Source organism: Nocardia araoensis NBRC 100135 (assembly GCF_000308435.1).
GTDB classification, from domain to species: domain Bacteria; phylum Actinomycetota; class Actinomycetes; order Mycobacteriales; family Mycobacteriaceae; genus Nocardia; species Nocardia araoensis.
In genome coordinates this window covers 1-22203 of sequence record NZ_BAFR01000026.1, presented here as the reverse complement: position 1 = coordinate 22203, position 22203 = coordinate 1, and the positions used below count along the sequence as shown (strand labels likewise).

At 69.7% G+C, this 22203-nt stretch carries 19 protein-coding genes; 13 read left to right on the top strand and 6 right to left on the bottom strand.

Going from position 1 to position 22203, the window contains the following annotated elements; genetic code table 11:
- Positions 1–107: 107 nt before the first annotated feature.
- The 3 genes from ON21_RS03810 to ON21_RS03800 all read right to left on the bottom strand — a co-directional run bounded on the left by ON21_RS03810 (position 108) and on the right by ON21_RS03800 (position 2732).
- Positions 108–569 (bottom strand): AMP-binding protein, encoded by a 462-nt coding sequence (locus ON21_RS03810; protein WP_039795358.1) that lies wholly within the window; start codon positions 567–569, stop codon positions 108–110.
- A 138-nt stretch (positions 570–707) separates the two neighbouring features.
- Positions 708–1802, bottom strand: a complete 1095-nt coding sequence (locus ON21_RS03805) for an ABC transporter substrate-binding protein (RefSeq protein WP_245562452.1) — start codon at positions 1800–1802, stop codon at positions 708–710.
- A gap of 123 nt (positions 1803–1925) precedes the next feature.
- Positions 1926–2732 (bottom strand): VOC family protein, encoded by an 807-nt coding sequence (locus ON21_RS03800; RefSeq protein ID WP_039795343.1) that lies wholly within the window; start codon positions 2730–2732, stop codon positions 1926–1928.
- Positions 2733–3214: 482 nt separating this feature from the next.
- Between ON21_RS03800 and ctaD the strand changes: the two genes are divergently transcribed.
- From ctaD to ON21_RS03735, 11 genes are all read left to right on the top strand, one after another.
- Complete coding sequence (ctaD, locus tag ON21_RS03795) at positions 3215–4957, top strand: aa3-type cytochrome oxidase subunit I (RefSeq protein WP_083880383.1); 1743 nt, start codon at positions 3215–3217, stop codon at positions 4955–4957.
- Positions 4958–5139: 182 nt separating this feature from the next.
- The gene (gene serB, locus ON21_RS03790) at positions 5140–6357 is read left to right on the top strand and encodes a phosphoserine phosphatase SerB (RefSeq protein ID WP_039795339.1); all 1218 of its coding nucleotides are present in this window, start codon (positions 5140–5142) and stop codon (positions 6355–6357) included.
- 296 nt (positions 6358–6653) lie between these two features.
- Positions 6654–7454 (top strand): aminoacyl-tRNA hydrolase, encoded by an 801-nt coding sequence (locus ON21_RS03785; protein WP_039795337.1) that lies wholly within the window; start codon positions 6654–6656, stop codon positions 7452–7454.
- Positions 7455–7567: 113 nt separating this feature from the next.
- A complete protein-coding gene (locus ON21_RS03780; protein ID WP_039795335.1) occupies positions 7568–7942 on the top strand; it encodes an effector-associated constant component EACC1 in 375 nt (124 codons plus the stop codon).
- 7 nt (positions 7943–7949) lie between these two features.
- Positions 7950–9551 (top strand): caspase family protein, encoded by a 1602-nt coding sequence (locus ON21_RS35580; protein WP_051020299.1) that lies wholly within the window; start codon positions 7950–7952, stop codon positions 9549–9551.
- A gap of 60 nt (positions 9552–9611) precedes the next feature.
- Positions 9612–10445, top strand: coding sequence for an ABC transporter ATP-binding protein (locus ON21_RS03770; RefSeq protein WP_039795332.1), 834 nt, complete (start codon positions 9612–9614; stop codon positions 10443–10445).
- 243 nt (positions 10446–10688) lie between these two features.
- Positions 10689–11459 (top strand): NUDIX hydrolase, encoded by a 771-nt coding sequence (locus ON21_RS03765; protein WP_086006354.1) that lies wholly within the window; start codon positions 10689–10691, stop codon positions 11457–11459.
- 638 nt (positions 11460–12097) lie between these two features.
- A complete protein-coding gene (locus ON21_RS03755) occupies positions 12098–13018 on the top strand; it encodes a hypothetical protein (RefSeq protein WP_039795328.1) in 921 nt (306 codons plus the stop codon).
- Between the two features lie 139 nt (positions 13019–13157).
- Positions 13158–13934, top strand: a complete 777-nt coding sequence (locus ON21_RS03750; protein ID WP_039795327.1) for an enoyl-CoA hydratase-related protein — start codon at positions 13158–13160, stop codon at positions 13932–13934.
- A 37-nt stretch (positions 13935–13971) separates the two neighbouring features.
- Positions 13972–14949, top strand: coding sequence for a class I SAM-dependent methyltransferase (locus tag ON21_RS03745; RefSeq protein WP_039795325.1), 978 nt, complete (start codon positions 13972–13974; stop codon positions 14947–14949).
- Between the two features lie 196 nt (positions 14950–15145).
- Positions 15146–16309, top strand: coding sequence for a THUMP-like domain-containing protein (locus tag ON21_RS03735; protein ID WP_039795320.1), 1164 nt, complete (start codon positions 15146–15148; stop codon positions 16307–16309).
- A 276-nt stretch (positions 16310–16585) separates the two neighbouring features.
- Here ON21_RS03735 and ON21_RS03730 read toward each other — a convergent pair whose 3' ends face one another.
- Positions 16586–17884: an outer membrane protein assembly factor BamB family protein gene (locus ON21_RS03730; RefSeq protein WP_039795319.1), complete on the bottom strand. Its 1299-nt coding sequence runs from the start codon at positions 17882–17884 to the stop codon at positions 16586–16588.
- 234 nt (positions 17885–18118) lie between these two features.
- Between ON21_RS03730 and ON21_RS03725 the strand changes: the two genes are divergently transcribed.
- Both ON21_RS03725 and ON21_RS03720 read left to right on the top strand, forming a co-directional pair.
- Positions 18119–18868: an acyltransferase gene (locus ON21_RS03725; protein ID WP_039795317.1), complete on the top strand. Its 750-nt coding sequence runs from the start codon at positions 18119–18121 to the stop codon at positions 18866–18868.
- Between the two features lie 48 nt (positions 18869–18916).
- Entirely contained in the window at positions 18917–19462 is a 546-nt protein-coding gene (locus tag ON21_RS03720; RefSeq protein ID WP_039795315.1) for a DUF1697 domain-containing protein, read from the top strand.
- A gap of 3 nt (positions 19463–19465) precedes the next feature.
- Here the strand turns inward: ON21_RS03720 and ON21_RS03715 are convergent, their stop codons facing one another.
- Together ON21_RS03715 and ON21_RS03710 are read right to left on the bottom strand one after the other, a co-directional pair.
- Positions 19466–20719, bottom strand: a complete 1254-nt coding sequence (locus tag ON21_RS03715; protein WP_039795312.1) for a glycosyltransferase family 4 protein — start codon at positions 20717–20719, stop codon at positions 19466–19468.
- The coding region (locus tag ON21_RS03710) for a 1,4-alpha-glucan branching protein domain-containing protein (protein ID WP_039795310.1) at positions 20716–22203 on the bottom strand (1488 nt) is incomplete at its 5' end. The genes ON21_RS03710 and ON21_RS03715, both read right to left, overlap by 4 nt.

Below are 22203 nucleotides of genomic sequence, written 5' to 3'. Positions count from 1 at the left end.
CGCGGCAAGTCAATTCTGAACCGGCGCGGTCGGCGCTGCGGGGATATTGGGCACACTGCGCGACCCGAACATCGCTGTTCGGGTCGCGGGGGAGGGGTCGGGTCCGGTCAGGCGGCTTTCGGGAGAAGATCGAGGTCGGCCGCGCGCAGGGGGGCGGCGGAGCTGGTCAGGTAGCGCTGCAGGGTGGAGCGCTCGTCCAGTACCAGCCAGGTGATCGCGTCCGCGTGCTCGGGCTGCTGGTCCTTGGTGGTGATGCCCACCGAGGTGCCGAGCGCGTAGGAGCCGTCGTCGGTCACCGGGACGGTGATGGCGTCGATCTTGGTGGCGGCGCGCTCGGCTACGACGGACTCGATCGCCTGGTCGATCGCCACCGCGATCCGGGTGCCCGGTCCGGCGCCGAGGCGCAGCAGCAGCCGGGCCAGGCGGTTGGACCAGCGATCCAGTTCGGCGTAGGTCAGGTCGCAATCGGCGGTGGACGCCACGACCGCGTGCGGATCGACCCCGGCGACGGGCTGAGCCTCCGGCAGGGAGTGCAGGGTGTCGGCGAGCGAATCGGTCAGCGTGTGCATGTCGTGTCCTCGGGTGTCGATCGAGAGGTTTTCGGCGTACCTCTGAATCTCGTCCTCGAAGGGACTTTCCGACAGCAACCCCAGCGCTGGTCCGCGCACTCCCAGGGTGGGGGAAACCTCACCCAAGGGGGTGGGCGGTCAGTCGGTCACGTAGCCGTTGAGCGTGTTGCGCAGATCGGTGAGCAGGGCGCGGGCGGCGGTGAGGCCGTCGCCGTGCCAGACGCTGTCCTCCACGGCGAACACCCGGCGGTCGGTGGCGGCGCTGAGTTTCTTCCACTCGTCGGTGCGCAGCACCGCTTCACCGTGCTTCTTGCCCTCCGGGCCCGCGAGGATCACGTAGATCAGGTCGCCTTCGACCTTGGTGGCGAACTCGTCCTCGCGCACGTCGAACGAGGAGCCGCGCTGCGCGGCGGGACGCTGCACGCCCGCGTCGGCGAGCACCTGGCCGGAGAAGCTGTCGCCGCCCTGCACCCGCTGGGCGTCGGCGGTGAACCTGACGACCGATGCCTGGGTCTGGGCCGCTGCCAGCGCGGTACCGGTGTCGCGCGCCTCGGTGCGGTAGTTCTGCAGTGCGGTCTCCGCCGCGTCGCGACGTCCCAGACCCGCCGCGTACGCCGCGAATTCGGCTTGCCAGCTGTTGTTCGAACCGACCAGCACGGTGGGGGCGATGGCCTGCAACGCGCTGAAACTCGCTGTGCCGGATGGGTTCTCACCCAGGATCAGATCGGGATGCAGGGCGGCGATCCGGGCCGGGTCGGGCTGGGCGGCGGTGCCGACGCCGGGGATCTTCAGCACGCCGGTGCCCAGGTAGGCCGGCTGCGGGCTCGGCCCGTCCAGCGTCACCGTCCCCACGACCCGCTCCCACAGGCCGACCGCGCAGACCGCGTCCAGCGCGGAGGTGCTGAGCACGACGATGCGCTGCGGGTCGGCGGGCACCTCGGAGACGCCCGCCGCGTGCGTGACGCTGCGGGTGTCCCCGCTCGCCGGATCCGGCGCGCTCGGCAGCGCGCACGCCCGGGTGGTGTCGCGCTCCAGCCCCACCACACCCGCGCCCGCGATATTGGTGGTGGTGCGCACGATGGAGGCGGAGTCGTCGGTGGCGCCGCCGCAGCCTGCGAGCAGGAGCGCGGCACACCCGGCCACGACCGCCCGGAACCGGTGACCGGCCGCGCCGTTCCGATGACGAACCGCGCGAATCAGGGTGTGTACCTGCATCACGTCGCTCACCGGCATGCGAGTGAGGGTACATGTCGGCGCCCGTCGAGCCATGGGTGAGGTGGAGGCGGTGCACCGCGGACATCGCTCCCTCCAGGCCCGCACGGGGTGCGCGTCGGATCTCCGTGCGGGCCGCCGGGTTCAGGCTCGATTGCCGCCGATGCTGAAACGGGCGCCGGTGGCGTCGGTGACCGCGGCCATCCGGCCGTAGGGGGTGTCCTGCGGCGGCGAGAGCACCGTGCCGCCCAGTTCGGTGAGCCGGTCGACGGACTTGTCCACGTCGTCGGCGCCGAAGTAGACGATCCAGCCCGCGGGTGCGCCCTCGGGCAGGAACGCCGAGGCATCCATGACGCCGCCAAGCATCGGGCTCTCGGCGTGAATGGTCGAGTAGCGGAACTCCGGGGCGTCGGAGATGGTGAAGACGTCCGACCAGCCGAACACGTCCCGGTAGAAGGTCAACGAGGCCTCGTAGTCGCGGGTGTGCAGCTCGAACCAGGACGGCGCGCCCGCGTGCTCGCGCCATTCACCGCCGGAGACGAAACCCATGGTCTCGAAGCCGGGGAACGTCCCCGCCTGCCAGATGCCGACGCCCGCACCCCCGACGTCCCCGAGCACGGCCATCGTGCCCAGCTCGCCGACCGCCATCGGCGGCACCACCAGCGACGCCCCCGCCGCGGTCGCCGCGTCGGCGGTGGCCTGTGCGTCGGAACTGGCCAGATACACCGTCCACTGTTCGGGGCTGTCGGTGTCACCGGGCATCCTGGCCATCGCGCCCGCCACCGCACGTCCGTCCTTGCGGAACGTGACGTACCCGCCGAACTCCTCGCCCGCACTCTCGGCGGACCAGTCGAACAGCTCACGGTAGAAGGCGATGCTCCGATCCAGGTCGGAGCTGTACAAATCGACCCAACAGGGATCGCCGATCTTCGTCCGGTTCGTTTCGGTCATCACTGGTCTCCTGGCCTGAAGGGAACTCGTGTCACCTCTACAGACGCCGGACACCCACCGAACTCATCGGTCCCGGAAGGAGCAGTTTCGAGCCAGCGGCACCGGCACCGCAAACATCCGGCCCATCGATTGCCGACTACTCGCCCAGCGCACCTCGACCACGTCTTTCGAGCGAAGCGAGACCGAGCCTGTTCCGTTCGCGGCCCGGCTCGCGTCCGAGCGGCCGCGGTGTCCGCGACGAAGGAGCAAGCGGCGGCCGCTCGGACGCGAGCCGAGAGGGGGCCGCGAACACCCAGCCCCGCAGGCGCTGGAAATCAGCACAGCCATCAAATACGACAGAGAGTAGGACCCGTTCGGCTCGCTCCATCCCCACGGGTTTACGATTCGGAGAGCGCAAGCGAACTGTCGTCTGTTCCGACATCGGAATGGATGCGATCAGCGGAGCCTGCGGAGCGACCTAAAGGCACCTTTCAGGAGGATCAGTGACTGCCGTAGAGCCCCAGCCAGTCCCTCAGTTGGAAGCGACTCGGCCTTATCCGGCTCGGACCGGGCCGAAGGGCTCGTTCATCTACAAGATGGTCACCACCACGGACCCGAAGGTCCTGGGTGTCATGTACCTGACCACGTCGATGGGCTTCTTCCTCATCGGTGGCCTGATGGCCCTGCTGATGCGTGGTGAGCTGGCCAGGCCGGGCCTGCAGTTCCTCTCGACCGAGCAGTTCAACCAGCTGTTCACCATGCACGGCACGATCATGCTGCTGTTCTACGCGACCGCGATCGTGTTCGGCTTCGCCAACATCATCCTCCCGCTGCAGATCGGCGCTCCAGACGTCGCGTTCCCGCGCCTGAACGCCTTCAGCTACTGGCTGTACGCGTTCGGCGCCAGCATGGCGACCGCGGGCTTCATCACCCCGGGCGGCGCGGCGGACTTCGGCTGGACGGCGTACGTGCCGCTCACCGACATCCTGCACTCGCCCGGCGTCGGCACCGACCTGTGGATCCTCGGCCTGGCGGTGTCCGGTCTCGGCACCATCCTCGGCGGCGTGAACATGCTGACCACCGTGGTCTGCCTGCGTGCTCCCGGTATGACCATGTTCCGGATGCCGATCTTCACCTGGAACATCGCCGTGACCAGCGTCCTGGTGCTGCTGGCCTTCCCGCTGCTGACCGCCGCGCTCTTCGGTCTCGCCTACGACCGCCACCTGGGTGGCCACATCTACGACCCGGCGACCGGCGGCATCCTGCTCTACCAGCACCTGTTCTGGTTCTTCGGCCACCCCGAGGTGTACATCATCGCGCTGCCGTTCTTCGGCATCGTCTCGGAGATCTTCCCGGTCTTCTCGCGTAAGCCGATCTTCGGTTACACCACGCTGGTCTACGCCACCCTGGGTATCGCCGCGCTGTCGATCGCGGTGTGGGCGCACCACATGTACGCCACCGGCGCCGTGCTGCTGCCGTACTTCTCGTTCATGACCTTCCTCATCGCGGTCCCGACCGGTGTGAAGTTCTTCAACTGGATCGGCACCATGTGGCGGGGTCAGCTGACCTTCGAATCGCCGATGCTGTTCTCCATCGGCTTCATCGTCACCTTCCTCTTCGGTGGTCTGTCCGGCGTCATCCTGGCCAGCCCGCCGCTGGACTTCCACGTCACCGACTCGTACTTCGTCGTGGCGCACTTCCACTACGTGCTCTTCGGCACCATTGTGTTCGCCACCTACGCGGGCATCTACTTCTGGTTCCCGAAGATGACCGGGCGGATGCTCGACGAGCGCCTGGCCAAGTGGCACTTCTGGACGACGTTCCTCGGCTTCCACACCACCTTCCTGGTCCAGCACTGGCTGGGCGCGGAGGGCATGCCGCGCCGCTACGCCGACTACCTGCCCAGCGACGGCTTCACCACGCTGAACACGATCTCCACGATCGGCGCCTTCGTGCTCGGCGCGTCGATGCTGCCGTTCCTGTGGAACGTCTTCAAGAGCTACCGCTACGGCGAAGTGGTCACCGTGGACGACCCGTGGGGCTACGGCAACTCGCTGGAGTGGGCCACCACCTGCCCGCCGCCGCGGCACAACTTCTACGAGCTGCCGCGCATCCGCTCCGAGCGTCCCGCGTTCGAGCTGCACTACCCGCACATGGTCGAGCGCATGCGCGCCGAGGCGCACGTCGGCTGGGGCGCGGGCAAACACGCCACCGACCTGCACGAGCCGAACGTCCTCGCGCAGTAGGACGCTTGCTCGGCGGGGCCGAACCGACGACGTCCGGCCGCGCCGTAGGATTCATCGCGACGAGTGTGCACCCGCTGGTCACCAGCGGGTGCACACTCGTTTGTGGAGATCAGTACGCACCGTGCGTTGCGACAACGACGTCCAGCACAGCGACGGCGAACATCGAACATGGAGCGCATCAGTTGGCCGACACCACCGTCCTCGTCACCGTCACCGGACCGGACCGCCCCGGTGTGACGTCCGTGCTGCTCGCGGCCATGTCCCGGCACCGGGTGAGCCTGCTGGACGTGGAGCAGGTCGTGATCCGCGGCAGGCTGACCCTCGGCGTTCTGGTCACCTGCCCGACCGACGCCGAGGCGTTGCAGGACGAGCTCGAAGAGGCCATGAACACCGTCGGCATGAACGTCGACGTGGAGGTGGACGCGGCCATCGGCAGGCAGCCGATGTCCACCCACGCGGTGGTCATCCTCGGCAGCCCGGTCACCGCGCGCGCGTTCAGCGCGGTGTCGCGGCAACTGGCCGCGCTGGGAGCCAACATCGACACCATCCGCGGTATCGCCGACTACCCGGTGACCGGCATGGAGCTGATGGTCACCGCGACCGATTCGGGCCCGGACACCGATTCCCGGCTGCGCACGGCGCTGGCCGAGGTCGCGGTGGCCGAGCAGGTGGACGTCGCCGTGGAACGCGCCGGGCTGGCCCGCCGGGGCAAGCGGCTGATCGTGTTCGACGTCGACTCCACGCTGATCCAGGGCGAGGTCATCGAGATGCTCGCCGCCCACGCGGGCGTGGAGGACGAGGTCCGCAAGGTGACCGAGGCCGCCATGCGCGGCGAGATCGATTTCGCCGAATCGCTGCGGCAGCGGGTCGCGACGCTGGCCGGGCTGGACGAGTCGGTGATCGAGGAGGTCGCCGACCGGATCGAGCTGACCCCCGGCGCCCGCACCACCATCCGCACGCTGCGCCGGATCGGTTTCCGCTGCGGCGTGGTGTCGGGCGGTTTCCGGCAGGTGATCGAACCGCTGGCACACGAGCTGGAACTGGACTTCGTGCAGGCGAACACCCTGGAAGTCGTGGACGGCAAGCTGACCGGCCGCGTCGTCGGCGAGATCGTCGACCGCGCGGCGAAGGCGACCGCCCTGCGCAAGTTCGCCGCCGACGCCGGGGTGCCGATGGAGCAGACCGTCGCGGTGGGTGACGGCGCCAACGACATCGACATGCTCAACGCCGCCGGGCTCGGCGTCGCCTTCAACGCCAAACCGGCGCTGCGCGAGGTCGCCGACGCCGCGCTCTCGCATCCGTATCTGGACGCCGTGCTGTTCATCCTGGGCGTCACCCGGCACGAGGTCGAAGCCGCCGACGCCAGGGACGGCCTGCTGCGCCGGGTACCGCTGGGCTGAACAGGTCACAGCGGCGTCCGGCAGCTGGGCGGCGCTCGACTCCGCGCTGCGCACACCGGCGCGCATGGTTCGCGCCGCGCGCATCGGTAGGCTCGCTGCTGTTGATCATGTGGCGATCGGAGGACTGGTGCGCAAGTCCTTGCTCGAGCTGCCCGCCGGGTCGGCGGTGGGATGTCGCTGTGGAGATTTGTCGGCGTGGCGTGTGATTCGCCGCTTCCGACCAGGGAGTACACGCGTCCGTGGGAACGGGGTTCGCAACCGGCCCAAACGTTTTCGTCGATGATCGAGGTGGAGCGATGACGAGCATTCCGGAATGCGGCGCCGAAGTCCGCGAGGACGACGAGACCAGCGGCGCGCTATCGGATATCGAAGGGTTCCGGGCCCGGCACGCGGAACTGGCCGGAGGCTACGGCGGCGGCGGAGATCCGGACGACCCGGCCATGGTGCAGGCGATGCAGATGGTCCTGCACTTGCCCAAGATCGATCCGCCGCCGCGCAGTGCGCTGCTGGCCGCCGCCGCGTCGGCGGCGGTGGCACTGTGCCTGGACGAGCGGGTCGGGCCGGGCGGCGAGTGGGAGGGGCGCTATCTGGCGTGGAAGCGCTCTCGGATCCGCAAGGTGGCTCGGCGCGCTCGCGGCGCTCAGTGGCAGGCGACGTGCGACGTCGCGGGCGTCACCGTGGAGATCGACGGCGCGCAGGCGCGGGCGCTGGTTCCGGGGCCGGTGGGCGGGGTCGATCCGCGGATCAAGCGTCTGCAGATCGGTGGCACCGACCTCGAGCACGACGATCCCGGCCCGCCCGATCCCGGACTGCCGGTGCTGTGGGTGAACTCCGGGCTCGGAATGACGTTGGGCAAGTCCGCCGCGCAGGTGGGTCACGCGAGCATGCTGCTGGCCGGTGCGCTGCCGGTGGAACACGCGCTGCGCTGGGCGGAAATCGGCTTCCGCTGCGCGGTGCGCGAGGCCGACGCGCGGCGCTGGGCATCGCTGGCCGAACAGGTGGCCGAGGGCGCGGCGATCGCCGTGCGCGACGCGGGGTTCACCGAAGTGGCGCCGGGCTCCATGACGGTGATCGCGGTGCCCGCCGCATCCTGGTGAACGCGTCTCGGCACACGCGCAACCCGGTAAGCGCAACTGCCACAATGCGTTCCCCCAAAAGAAGGGGCACGGCAAGACGTTCGATCCGCGCCGCGCTGTGGGACGATGTCGGCATGCGCGATGCGGAACTGCAATTGTCCATTGCGGGAGACGACGTCGAGCGGCGCCTGCGGGTCCTGCACGACTGGCTGCATCGCGAGGACGAGTTGCGTGGGAGAGTGGCGCTACGCAACCGCCCCATCCAGGACGGCCAGATGGGGGGCGTGCTCGACGTGATCGCCGTCACGCTCAGCGGCGGTGGCGCGGGGACCGTGCTGATCCGGTCGTTGTCCAACTACCTGATCCAGTCCAGGGCGGATCTGAAGATCACCGTGACCGGCGGCAACCAGCGCGAGGTCACGGTCGACGCCCGGCGGATCAAGGACCCGGAGGCATTGATCCGCCAGGTCGACAGTCTGCTCGAACCGGACGCCGCCGACCCTCGGTGAGTGCGCAGTGGTCGAGCCGTGGTTTCCGGACCCCGCCAAAACGCGCGCCGTACTGATCGGTGTCAGCAAGTACCGCTCGGCGGAACTTCCCGACCTTCTCGCCGTTCGCTCCAATCTGACCGATCTGCGCGCCGCCCTCACCGACACGGGCCGTGGATGCGTGTCCGTCGACGGTTGTCGCGTGCTCGCCGAGGCCGACTCCCCGGCTGAAGTCGGCGCCGCGCTCGGCACGGCGGGCGCGGACGCCGAGGATCTGCTGCTGGTGTACTACTCCGGGCACGGTTTGGTGGATGACGACGGGCGATTGTGCCTGACGTTGCGCGACACCGATCCGGACCGGATCGCGTGGACCGCCGTCCCGTTGGATCTGATCAGACGGGAGTTCGCGCGCGCGAAGGCACGGGCGCGGATACTCATCCTCGACTGCTGCTTCTCGGGACTGGCCGTCGAAGCGATGGGCAGCGCGGGCACGCTGACCGCTGGGCAGCTCGCCGTCACGGGCGCCTTCACCCTGACCTCGACCACCGCCACGGCGCCGTCGAATGCCCCTCGGGGCGCGCGCAATACCGCGTTCACCGGTGCTCTGCTGCGAGCGCTGGCCAGCCGCAATCCCCTCACCATGGAGGGTATCTACCGCTACACCGTCGATGAACTCGCCGGGCTCGGACTACCACGCCCGCAATGCCGTTCGGTCAACACGGCCAGCGAGGTGATGCTGGTCAGGAGGCCGCCGAAAGCGACGAGCACATCGGGCAGGATTCCGCGGGTGGCCCCGCCCAACCGCGGTGGCGCCCGCTCGCCGAAGCCGAAGCCCATGCCGAAGCCGAAGCAGCCGACGACGAAATCCCCGACCGCACCCGGCGGGCGATCAACGGCGGCGACCGGACACACGTCCCCCGCGGCATCGAGCAAGGAGGCGCCACCAGGGAGGGACGCACCGAATCGGTCACCGGGAACGTCCGTGGCCCACGGCAATCCCTTGGTCGCGGAGCCGGGCTCGCGCGGCGGCGGGCTCGTCGAACCGGTGTCGTGGCCGGATCGTGTGTTCGACATCGCGGACACTCCGCCGTGGCAGCCGAGGTTCATGGTCAATATCGCCGGCGCGGGGATCGCCGCGGTGCTGTCTTTCGTCGCCTTCACCGATCCGTACCGCAATGTCAGTCCCAGCTGGTTCGACCTTCTGGTGGGCTGGGCGTTCGGGTTGGGTTGTCTCGGCGCGGTGGTCGGGACGCTCGCACCCGTAGCGTTGGCGTTCTGGGATGCCCGATGGGCGGCGTCGTGGCAGCGACTGGTGCTCAGCCGTAGCGGACTGGCGGTCGAAGGCTTCGGCGCGCGGCACGAGTTCGCTTGGACTCAGATCGACCGGATCATGCCGGCCGAGCTGCGCGCGAGATCGAGCGATCCGACAATCGTGATCAGGGTGCGTCCCGAGACGCCTCGACCGGATCGGCCCGGTGTGCCGAAGCCCTACGCCGCACGCGGCTTGATCGGGCTCGGCCACTGTCCCGGATGGCAGGAACTGTTCGCCGCGCTGCGGAACTACGCTCCCGCCACAGTTACCGTCGAGCGCCGCACCATCGCTTTGAGCTCCGGTCGCGCCGCGCCGTGAGTCTCGGTCGCGGCGGGAAACCCCCTCCACGTTGGCGGGCTGCCCCTCCGGTACGCCAAGATGGAGCGCGTGTCGCAACCGGATCCCGATCTGCTCATCGATTTCACCGACGTGACCGTCCGTCGTTCCGGCCATACCCTCGTCGGCCCGGTCACCTGGCAGGTCGAGCTCGACGAACGCTGGGTGGTCCTCGGCCCCAACGGCGCGGGCAAGACCTCGCTGCTGCGCATGGCCGCCGCCGAGCTGCATCCCACGGCGGGCATCGCCCATTTGCTGGGGGAGCGGATCGGGAAGGTGGACATCAGCGAGTTGCGCCCGCGCATCGGCCTGTCGTCGGCCGCGGTGGCCAGCCGGGTACCGACCGACGAGAAGGTCAGCGATCTGGTGGTTTCCGCGGGCTACGCGGTGCTCGGCCGCTGGCGGGAGCGCTACGACGACGTGGACACCGATCGCGCCATCGACATGCTGGAAAGCCTCGGAGCCGAACATCTCTCCGACCGCGCCTACGGAACGCTGTCGGAGGGCGAACGCAAACGGGTGCTCATCGCCCGCGCGCTGATGACCGATCCCGAGCTGTTGCTGCTCGACGAGCCTGCCGCTGGCTTGGATCTGGGCGGCCGCGAGGAGCTGGTGGAACGGCTCGGCGATCTCGCCGCCGACCCGGACGCGCCCGCGATCGTGCTGGTCACCCATCACGTGGAGGAGATTCCGCCCGGGTTCACCCACGGTCTGCTGCTCAACGAGGGCGAAGTGGTCGCGCAGGGCCTGCTGTCCGACGTGCTCACCGCCGAGAACCTCAGCGACGCCTTCCGCCAGTCGATCGCGCTGGATCGAGTCGACGGCCGCTACTTCGCGCGGCGCTCGCGGCGGGCGGGCAAACACCGCACCCGCTGACTCGGAGGCGTGCGGTCACCCTCCAAGGCGTACCTCCGCCTTCGCTGCGGCCGTGCGCGGGCCTGGGGACGGACTGCGTCCGACAGTGTTAGTTATGCGTACCTCCGCCTTCGCTGCGGCCGTGCGCGGGCCTGGGGACGGACTGCGTCCGACTGCGCCCGTTAAGGTGCAAGTGTGAGTGAGATAGAAGCGCAGGCAGACTCTCAGCAATCGGCACCGCCGCTGAAGGACGCGTCCACGGTGATGCTGGTGCGCGACGGGGCCGACGGACCCGAGATCTTCCTGCAGCGCAGGGTCGGCGCCATGGCGTTCGCCGCCGGTATGACCGTGTTCCCCGGCGGCGGCGTCGACCCGTCCGACGGAACGGCCGATATCGCCTGGGCCGGTCCCGAACCCGCGTGGTGGGCCGAGCAATTCGCGACCAGCGAGACCAGGGCCAAGGCGCTGGTCTGCGCGGCCGTTCGCGAGACGTTCGAGGAGTGCGGCGTGCTGCTGGCCGGGCCGACCGCCGATAGCGTCGTCTCCGACACCACCGGCTACCGGGACGCGCGCGGCAGGCTGGAGCGCAGGGAAACGACGCTGGCGTCGTTCCTCGCCGAGGAGAAGCTGGTGCTGCGCGCCGACCTGTTGCGGCCGTGGGCGAACTGGATCACCCCGGTCATCGAGCCGCGCCGCTACGACACCCGCTTCTTCGTCGCGGTCCTGCCGGAGGGCCAGCGCGCCGACGGCGCCACCTCCGAGGCGGCGGAGGTGCGATGGAGCACCCCGGCCGAGGCGCTGGCACGCTGGCGCTCCGGCGTCGACGTGCTGCTCCCGCCGACCTGGGCGCAGCTGGTGGCGCTCGGCGAATTCCGTTCCACCGCCGAGATCTCGGCCGCGCAGCGCCGGATCGATCCGATCATGCCGGTGCTGGCCGATCGGGACGGCAAACAACTGCTGTCCTTCCCCGACAACCACCGCTACTTCGCCGACCTGCCCGACGCCGGGCGACTCAAGGGGTCCGTACGCCCGTGAACGGCACCGGTGATCTGGGCCGGCTCGCCTGCGCCCGTCCTGGAAGCGCGGAGCTTCCGGGGTGGACGCGAGGTCGTCGCGGTAGGGGTCACCCTCTCGAGGTCGGCCGAATGCTTCAGCCCCAGGTTCCGCGCCGGAGCCGAGGTCGGATGGCATCTGGGATCGCGGCCACGCGGCCCGGGTGGTGCATCGCCCAGCGGCTTCCGAAATCGCCCCGGCGCAATCCCTCTGTGGGACAATCGCTTCGTTCTCCAGGTCCGAGGGGGGCTGATGCGTTCGGTACCGCTGTTGATCTCGATGTGTTTGTGCCTGCTCGCCTGCGGCGCACCTGAGCACGCACCCAGTGCGACAACCACCACACCGCCGACGACATCATCGGTGTCACCGACGCCGATCGCCGAACCCGTTCCGTCGTCGGCGGACCAACCGACGGTGACGGTGATCCGGCCCGAGGTGACCCACCCCCCTGCCGCACCGACGAACCCGCCCTCGGCCCAGGTACCGGCGACGGCCGTTCCCTTGACCGAAAGTTTGCCGACGACAGCGGAAATCAGGGTGACCACCCCCGACGAGGGCGCTCGACTCACTACTCCTCCGACTTCCCCCATCACCACTCCTCCTGCTACGACATCGTCGCGATGAGCAGCGCGCGCACCGCTGAGACGTCGCCGCCTCGACGGGCGGTCGCGGTCGCGGTGGCGACGTCGGAAGCGGCTCTGACCGTGGCGGTGCTCTACTACGTCGGATCGGTGTACACCCGCGCCTGGTACGGGCACTTCGGAATAGACGCTCGACTGCTGGACTTCAGCGTCTCGGACTATCTCATCAAGAGCCTCGACGGTGCGTTCTTCCCCGTCCTGTTGGCCTTGTTGATCGCCGCGGCGGTGTTCGCGCTGCGACAGGCGCCGCTCGTCGTGGTGATTCGCACGCGGCGGCCGCGACGGGCGCTGCGGTGGTGGATCCGGACAGTCACCGTCGCCGGGGTGGTGCTGTGCACCGGGGCCGCGGTCGGGATCGTGCTGCGTAAACAGCTGCCCACGTGGATGAGTCTCGGTCTACCGCTGGCGCTCATCGTCGGCGTCGCGTTGATCTGGTACGCCCTGGAACTGTCCGCGACCTACCACCGGTTGCTGCACCGACCACCCGCTCGCCCACCCGTCGGGCGGCCCGTCCCGCTTCTGGTCACGCTACTGGGCCTCGCTTTCCTCGCCGGATTCTGGGCGATCGGGTACTACGCCAGTGTCGAGGGCAGTCGGAGCGCGAGCGCGGAAGAACACCATGGTCTCGGGCATGAACCAGCGGTGGTGGTGTTCAGTGTCGACCGACTCGCCATCGCGGGCGGGAAGTCGCGCATCGACGCGATCACCGGGCCCGACACGAAATACCGCTACCAGTACAGCGGACTCCTGCTCTTGGCCCGCGCCGCCGACCGCTACTTCCTGATCCCCGCCGACTGGGACAAGGAACGCGGTGACCGTGTCTTCGTCATCACCACTTCCGACAACGTCCGGATCGACCTCGCGCCACGCCGCTCCTCGAAAGACGCCGACCACCCGTAGCCGCCCACCGGGACGCCTGGTCGATTGCCGCCGCTCGTGCTCGCTCGTCGTGCCGAGCGCGACCCGCGCCCGGTGACCCGGCGTTGCCGTCCTCGGGGCTCACCGCTGGTGACGGCGGGCACCCGGTAGCGTGCGTCCCATGGCCGAATTCGTGACCCTGGAGCTGACCGAAGGTTCCGCCGCGCGGCGCGTGGCCGTCCTCCGGATCGCCCGCCCGCCGATGAACCTGCTGAACCTGCAGCTGGTGCGCGAGCTGGCCGAGGCGGCCGACGCCGTCGCCGCGGATCCGGGGGTCGCCGCGGTCGTCGTGTACGGCGACGAGCGAGTGTTCTGCGCGGGTGACGACGTGGCCGAACTGTTCGGGCTCGGCAGCGCCCAGGCCGCCGCCATGGCAGCCGACCTGCAGCACGCCCTCGGCTGCCTGGCCCGGATCCCGCAGCCCACCGTCGCGGCGATCAGCGGTTACTGCCTCGGCGGCGGCCTGGAGCTGGCACTCGGAGCGGACCGCCGCGTCATCGGTGACAACGTCAAACTGGGCCTGCCGCAGATCAAGACGGGCCTGATCCCGCTGGCGGGCATCCGGCGCCTGGCCCTGCTGATCGGGCCGGGCGCGGCCAAGGACCTCGTCTACACCGGTCGCTTCGTCGAACCGGACGAGGCCGAGACGCTGGGTCTGGTCGACGAAGTCGTCGCGCCGGACGACGTGTACACCGCCGCGATGCGGTGGGCGCGCCAGTTCGCCGACGGTCCCGCCCGTGCGCTGGCCGCCGCCAAAGCGGTCTTCGAAGCCGGTCCGCACGGCCTCGATCGGGCCCGCGGCGAGTGGTCTGCCCTGTTCACGACGGAAGATCGCCTGATAGGAACAGGTTCTTATCTGGCCAACGGTCCAGGGTCGGCCGAATTCGTGGGCCGATAGCAGGCGTCAACTGCGGATTTGGGTAGGCTTGCCGACCATGACGGTACGTCCCGACGACCCCGCGCCGAACCCGCACGCCACCGAGGCAGAGGTCGAAGCAGCGCTCAAGGATACGAAGCTGGCCCAGGTGCTCTACCACGACTGGGAAGCCGAGACCTATGACGACAAATGGTCCATCTCCTATGACGAGCGCTGTATCGAATACGCGCGCGGCCGGTTCGACTTGGCCGTCGGCCCCGCGCCGCTGCCCTACGGCAAGGCGCTGGAACTGGGTTGCGGTACCGGCTTCTTCCTGCTGAACCTGATGCAGGCGGGCGTGGCGAAATCGGGCTCGGTCACCGACCTGTCGCCGGGCATGGTCAAGGTCGCGCTGCGCAACGCGCAGAACCTCGGACTGGACGTGGACGGCCGGGTCGCCGACGCGGAGACCATCCCCTACGACGACGACACCTTCGATCTGGTGGTCGGCCATGCCGTGCTGCACCACATCCCCGACGTCGAACTGGCGCTCAAGGAGTGCCTGCGTGTGCTGAAGCCGGGCGGCCGTTTCGTGTTCGCCGGTGAGCCGACCACGGTCGGCAACTTCTACGCCCGCTGGCTGGGCCGCATCACGTGGAAGGCCACCACCACGGTCACCAAGCTGCCGATCCTCAGCGACTGGCGGCGTCCGCAGGAGGAACTGGACGAGTCCTCGCGCGCTGCGGCCCTCGAGGCGGTCGTCGACCTGCACACCTTCGATCCGCGCGCTCTCGAGGCGATGGCCCGCTCGGCGGGTGCGGTCGAGGTGTCGGCCAAGACGGAGGAGTTCGCCGCGGCGCTGTGGGGCTGGCCGGTGCGCACGTTCGAAGCGGCCGTGCCCGCCGAGAAGCTCACCTGGCGCTACCGGATGGCGATGTACCGCGCCTGGCTCGGGCTGAGCTGGGTGGACGAGAACGTCATGCGCCGGGTGGTTCCGCGCCAGTTCTTCTACAACGCCATGATCACCGGCGTGAAGCCCAGCTCCGCCGGGAAGTAGTGGCGCGCGATATTCGTCGCGACCGCATCGCCCACCGCGGCAGCACGGTCGGTGCCGCCGCGGTGGGTGCGGACGAGCTCATGTGGCGGTGGGTACGCCGTGACCGGACCGGGGTTCTGCGGATCGCCACCGACACGATCGCGACCGCCGGAATCACACGGGTCGACTCGATGCACCCGCCGAAGCGGAACCGATAGTGGCCTATCGCTTTACCCGCGATGATGTCGGGTATTTGGACGGCGCCACCGGGCGGGCCGCGTTGGCCGAGGTGGGCGAGCTAGCGCTGACCTCCGCGTCCCTCCTGAAAGATCTCGAGCAGGTGCGCCGTGCCCACGGTGACCGTGCGGCGGCTCTGGTCGAGACGGTCCGGTTGCGTCGCCGCGCCACGGCCAAACTCGCCGACGCCGGGGAGTGGCTGTTCACCGACGACGCCCTACAGCAGGCGACTCCGAGCGCGGTCGCCCGGCACCGGGCCGCGCGACTGGCCGGGCGGGCGGTGCACGACGTGACCTGCTCGATCGGAGCTGAGCTGACGGCCCTGGCGCCGCACTGCCCCGCCGTGCTGGGCAGCGATCTGGACGACGTACGGCTGGCGATGGCGGCCCGCAATCTGTCCGGCCATCGAAATGTCCTGCTGGCCAAGGCGGATGCGCTGAGGCCGTGCAGCGTCGACACCGTCGTGATCGCTGATCCGGCCCGGCGCGCCGACGGCCGCCGCACCCACGACCCGGCCGAACTGCAACCGCCGCTGCCGGACCTGCTCGATACCTATCGTGGGCGCGATCTCGCCGTGAAATGCGCTCCCGGTTTGGATTTCGACCGGCTCGAGTGGCCCGGCGAGGTGGAAGTGGTGTCGCTCGACGGCTCGGTGCGCGAGGCGTGCCTGTGGTCGCCGGGGCTCGCCGAGTCCGGTGTCACCCGTCGCGCCACGGTGCTCTCGTCCAAGGCCGCGGCCTGGACCATCACCGATGCCGAACCCGACGATATCGACGAGCGCGCACCGGGGCGGTGGATCGTCGACCCGGACGGCGCGGTCGTGCGCGCCGGCCTCGTCCGCCACTACGCGGCGAAACACGGCTTGTGGCAACTCGATCCCCGCATCGCCTATCTCACCGGCGACACCGTGCCCGAGGGAGTACGCGGCTTCCGCGTCCTCGACCGCATGGACTTCCGCGAGAAGCCCCTCCGCGCCGAACTGCGCCGCCGCGACTGCGGTCCCCTCGAAATCCTCACCCGGGGTGTCGATATCGACCCCGATGCCCTCCGTTCGCGCCTCAAACCCCGTGGCAGCCGACCACACACGCTGGTCGTCACTCGCATAGGACGTGCCGCGACGGTCTTCCTCTGTGCGACCCCGTGACCATCGGGAGAACTGTGCCCTGAGCCGGAGGCGCGGCGATGACGAGCCGTGCGGCTTCAGCCCACCGCTGGTCCGACGGCGGCGCGGGCAGGTTGCCGCCGACGACGAAACGGTCGGTGAGAACCCATGCCCGCGGATAGTCGGCCTTCGCTTCGGCGAGGACCGCCCGCCCGATACCCGGTAGCTCGCGCATGGTTGGTTCCCGCAGCCCCACGATGGTCGCGTCGGTCACGGTGCACCCGGCAAGTCACCCGGGTTCCGGCGCGAACGCCTGCTCTACTCCGGCTTGAAGGCGAAGATCTCGCCGATGCGGGTGGCGACCACGACCTCACCCTTCGCGCCGACCGAGGTGCCGGTGGTCGTGCCCTTCGCGCCCGGCAGGACGTCGGAATCGATGGTGGCTCCGGTCAGCGTGTCGAAGGTGACGAGGTTCAGGCCGTCGCCGATCGCCGCGGTGACGTAGCCGGTGTCGCCCGCCGTCTGCGCGGCAGGGCCGCGCAATGCCAGATCTTTACGTTCCCAGGCGATTTGGGCCGTGTCGCCGTTGTCCCGGAGCGCGAGCAGGTAGCCTTCCTCGCCCGACGGGATGACCAGGCCGTCGTCGGACACCGAGATGCCGCCGCGCGGTGTCCAATCCAGCCGGTGGACCCACTTGGTCCGCCCGTCGGCGGTGTCGAGGGCGATCAGGCGGTTGTTGTTGTCGCCGACGTAGACGGTGCCGCCGTCGGCGGACAGGGCCGGGCTGGTCGCGCTGCCGCCCAGCAGCAGTTCGGCGCTCCACTCCCGCGCGACCTTGGCGCCGGTGTAGCGCAGCGCGACCAGTGACGCGGCGGGCTTCCCCGGTTGCCACAACGTCACGTAGAAACGGCCGCTGGCGGCGTCGATGGGGGAGATGTTCGCGACCGGGCACTGCGGGCCTCCGGCGGCGCAGTCGTCCAGTCCCTGGCTCGCGTCCGGCCAGCCGAGGCCGGGGTGGGTGAGGAAGTCCGGTTCGCCGAGCAACTGCACGGTCGCAACCGCCCGCTCGCCGGTCTGCCTGGACAGCACGTCGACCTGACCGGACTGGCTCACCGTCAGCAGTTTGCCGTCACCGGTGAACTGCACCGAAACCGGCGTTCCGGCCACTGCCGTCGCCCACCTCGGCTGCCCCAGGTAGTTGAAGGAGATCACCCTGCTGTCGTCGCCGACGTAGACGTTGGTCATCCAGTCGACCGTGGACGGCGCGGAGATTGCGCTCGGGCCCAGAGCGTTGCAGAACCGCTTGCGACCGGTGGCCATCTGAAAGGAGAAGATCGAGCAGTTCGGCAGGCGCGTGGTGACGAACAGCTGACTGTCGGGCCCTAGCGTGATCGGCTGGGCGATCGGTCCGCCGACCGGCCGCTGCCAGCTCAGCCCGAGCTTCCGCGATCCGGTGACCGCAGTGGTGCCGCTGTTGCGGCCGTCGTGGTAGGCGGCGGTCCAGCCCTTGCCGGTGCCGACGGTGATGTCGTCGTAATCGGTGCCGCAACCGGCCAGCGTCAGCACGCCGACCGCGGCCAGCACGACCGCGGCGCGTTTCCGGGACGGTCGCCGCATGGAAGTAGCCAGTACGCCGCCGCTTCGCACCTGCCGCACTCCTGTCGTCGTTGGCTCGCACCCCCGCGCCTCCTCCGGCGCAGGAGTCACTGTACGGGAGGCCTTTGCGCGGGTGAACGAGTCCCGGCGTTGTGGTAGCGGGTGCTCGTCGCGATGCTCGTCGTGGGCGATAGGCTCTATCCGTCGCCGCCGAGGCGGGCGACGGCCGGTAGGACCACGACAGGAGAACCGTTCGTGACGAGCATGTGGGGCGCACCGTTGCGCTCGCGCTGGCGGGGATCGCGCCGCCGGGATCCGCAGCAGGCGCGTTTTCTGACGTTGGCGTCGCTGCGCTGGGTGCTCGCGAACCGGGCGTACACGCCCTGGTATCTGGTGCGCTACTACCGGCTGTTCAAGTTCCGCCTGGCCAACCCGCACATCGTGCTGCGCGGCATGGTCTTCCTCGGCCGCCGCGTCGAGATCCACGCCACTCCCGAGCTGAGCCGTATGGAGATCGGCCGCTGGGTGCACATCGGCGACGGCAACGCGATCCGCTGCCACGAGGGTTCGCTGCGCATCGGCGACAAGGTGGTGTTCGGCAAGGACAACGTGGTCAACACCTACCTCGATATCGAGATCGGGGAATCGACCCTGGTCGCCGACTGGTGCTACATCTGCGACTTCGACCACAAGATGGACGACATCAACGTGCCGATCAAAGACCAGGGCATCGTGAAGAGCCCGGTGCGCATCGGCCCCGATACGTGGATCGCGGCCAAGGTGACCGTGCTGCGCGACACCCGCGTCGGCCGCGGTTGCGTGCTCGGCGCGCACGCCGTGGTCAAGGGCGAGATCCCGGACTACAGCATCGCCGTCGGCGCACCGGCCAAGGTGGTCAAGAACCGCAAGGCGGCCTGGGAGGCGGGCGCCGAGCAGCGCGCCGAATACCTTGCCGCGCTGGAGGACATCGCGCGCAAGAAGAACGGGGCCACGCAGACCGCCTAGCGCGGCGGCCTCGCGAATTCGTCGGTGCGGGCGGGTAGGTTCGGCGCTATGACTGCCTACGCCGCCCTGTTGCGCGGGATCATGCCGAGCAATCCGAACATGAGCAACGCGAAGTTGCGCGGAGTGTTCGAATCGCTCGGCTTCGAGGGCGTCGGTTCGGTGCTGACCAGCGGGAACATCGTGTTCCGCAGCCCGGAGACCGACGTGCCCGCGCTCGAGGAGCGCATCCAGCAGGCGCTGATCCGTGACTTGGGCATCGGCGGCGGCACCATCATCCGCAGCCACGACGAACTGCGCGCGCTGCTGGACACCGACCCCTTCCACGGCCTGACCCATGGCCGCGGCACGTATCTGATCGCCACGTTCCTGAAGAACACGGCCGAGCCTCCGGCAAGCCTGCCCGAGCGGCCCGACCCGCTCACCCGGGTCGTCGGCTACGACGAGTCCGCCCGCGCCTTCCTGGCGGTCATCGACAACAGTCAGCCGGGCAAGACGCCGGACTTCATGGCATGGCTCGAGAAGACGTACGGCAAGGACATCACCACCCGCACCTGGCTCACCATCGAGCGCATCGTCAAGAAGCTGGCGGCTTAGCGGCTACTTCGGATCCCGCTCCGGCAGCGGGCGTTCGACGATGGACGGGCGGCCGAGCGGGTTGCGCACCCGCCGCTTGGCCGAGTGGTACACCTGGGCGGTCTCCGCCGCCACCACGTCCCAGGCGAAATCGGCGGTGAGCCGCTCCCTGGCAGCGTAGGCGCGCTGCTGGGCGGCGGCGGGATCGTCGAGGGTGGCGCGGACCGCCTCGACCAGGCCGTCGACGTCCGCGGGCGCGAACGAGGCGCCGGTGACGCCATCGATCACGGCCTCGCCCAGGCCACCCGCCGTGGAGGTGATCAGTGGGGTGCCCGCCGCGGCCGCCTCCAGCGCGACGATGCCGAAGGGCTCGTACCGGCTGGGCAGCACGATCGCGTCGGCGCCGTGCAGCCAGCCGAGCAGTTCCGCGTGGTCGAGCTGACCGGCGAAGTTGACCGCGCGGGCGACGCGGTGCACCCGGGCGCGTTCGCGCAACCACTCGAACTGGGTGCCGACGCCCGCGACGGTGAGGGTGGTGCCGGGGTGAGCGCGGCGGATGCGCGGCAGCGCGGCGATCGCGTCCTGCACGCCCTTCTCGTACTCGAGCCTGCCCACGTACAGCAGCCGCGGCGGACCGCTGCGCGGCGCGCGCGGACGGAAGGTCCACGCGCCCACGTCGATGCCGTTGCGGATCACCGTCATCGGGATCCGCTCCGGACCGTAGAGCCGCTCCACTTCGTCCTGCATGGACGACGAACAGGTGATCAGCGCGTCGGATTCGTTGGCCAGCCACCACTCCACCGAGTGCACCTGCTTGTTGACCTTGCCCGCGACCCAGCCGCTGTGCCGCCCGGCCTCGGTGGCGTGGATGGTCGACACCAGCGGCACGTCGTAGTACTCGGCCAGGGCGATGCCGGGGTGGGCGACCAGCCAGTCGTGCGCGTGCACCACGTCGGGCGTCCAGCCGTCGCCGATGCCCGGCTTCCCGAGCGCGACGCCCGCGCGCACCATGGCGTGTCCCATGGCCAGCGTCCAGGCGAGCATGTCCTCGCCGAAGTCGAACACGGGCGGGTCCTCGGCGACCGCGACCACCAGCACGCCTTCGGCGATGTAGGAGTGCGTGGGATGGGTGGAGGCGTCGGTGCCGGAGGGACGCCGGGACAGGACGACCACCTCGTGGCCGGCCGCGGCGAGTTCGACGGCGAGGTGATGCACGTGCCTACCCAGCCCGCCGACCACGACGGGTGGGTACTCCCACGACACCATCAAAATCTTCATGCAAGTCCTTCTGCGACCGAGCCCGGGTCCGCCGGAACCGGTCCGTGGCCCGCGGTGGCGGGGTCCGGGCCTGGCGCGGCGGCGGATGCTGCCCCGGTGGCGCTGGGTACGGACCCCGCGGAGGTGAGTCGTCGCGCGTCCACGCCGGGGAAGAGTCCGTCAGCTTCCCCCCATCCTGCCGCCAACTGCCGTGCTTTCGCGAGTTGGCCCGCCCCGACGGCCGCGGCGATTTCCCGTACCGCGTGGGCGTGGCGGTGCGCACGGTCGCGCGCGTATCCCGCGGCGGAGTCCTTGCTGACCATGAACGCCCAGTCGCTGGAGACGGTCAGGATCGCCTCGCGCAGTAGTTGATCGGCGACGTGATCGCGCAGTCCCGATGCGCCGCCCTGCGCGGCGCGCATCTTGTCGATGGTGTCCATGGCCAGCCGCACGATGTCGTCGTTGAGCTCGACCAGGTCGCGCACCTGCTCGCCCGCCCACACCCGCCAGTCCTTGCCCGAACCCCAGGAGGAATCGGCCAGCGGCACCGGTTCGCCCAGGTAGCCGCGCGCTCGGGCGTCGGCGAGGGTGCCAACGGTGACGCCTGCCTCCGGCAGCGCGCGCAGCACCCGCGCCAGCCATTGCGGGCCCTCGTGCCACCAGTGGCCGAACAGTTCGGTGTCGAACGCGGCGACCACCAACGCGGGCCTGCCGATCCGCTCGGACTCGGAGATCAACCGCTCGCGCACCGTCCGCACGAAGTCGTCCACGTCCCTGACGACGGCCGCCGCGGCCAGTTCCGGATCGTAGGGAGCCTTGTCCGGGCCCGCGACGGTCTTGCCGGTGACCCGCGCGGGTTTGAGACCCGTCGCGTGGTCATAGTGATGAAAGTCACGGTAGGCGCCGTGGCCGGGATAGCCGGACTTCGGTGACCACACCCGGTAGCTCACCTGTAGATCGCGCCCGAACGCCACCACGTCGGAGTCCCGAACCGGGCGGCCGAGCGTGGTGTCGCCGCGCAACGCGGGCCCGTCGACCATGAAATGCGTCACACCCGCGGCGGCGTAACCGGCCTCCATGCCGGGGGTGTAGCCGCATTCCGGCGCCCAGATGCCGGTCGGCGTGTGGCCCCAGCGGTGCCGTGCGTCGGCCAGGCCCTCGGTGAGCTGGAACTGGCGCAGCCGTGGGTCCAGCAGCGGCTGGAACGGGTGGGCCAGCGGGCCGCCGAGCAGTTCGATGGTCTCCGCGTCGATGAGCGCGCGCCAGACCGGCGCGGCGCCGTGCCGCCAGTGCTGTTCGAATTCGGCCAGGGCGGCGGCGGCGAGGCGGTGTTCGTGCCTGCCCAGCGCGACATTGCCCGCCATGGCGGCTTCGTCGGCGCGCAGCTGCCAGTTGCCCAGCCAGTGGTGCATGCCCGCCAGACAGTGCGGGTCGTCCAGCTGGGCCGCGAGCACCGGCGTGATGCCGAGGCTGAGCAGATGCGAACGTCCCTCGGCTGCAAGGGT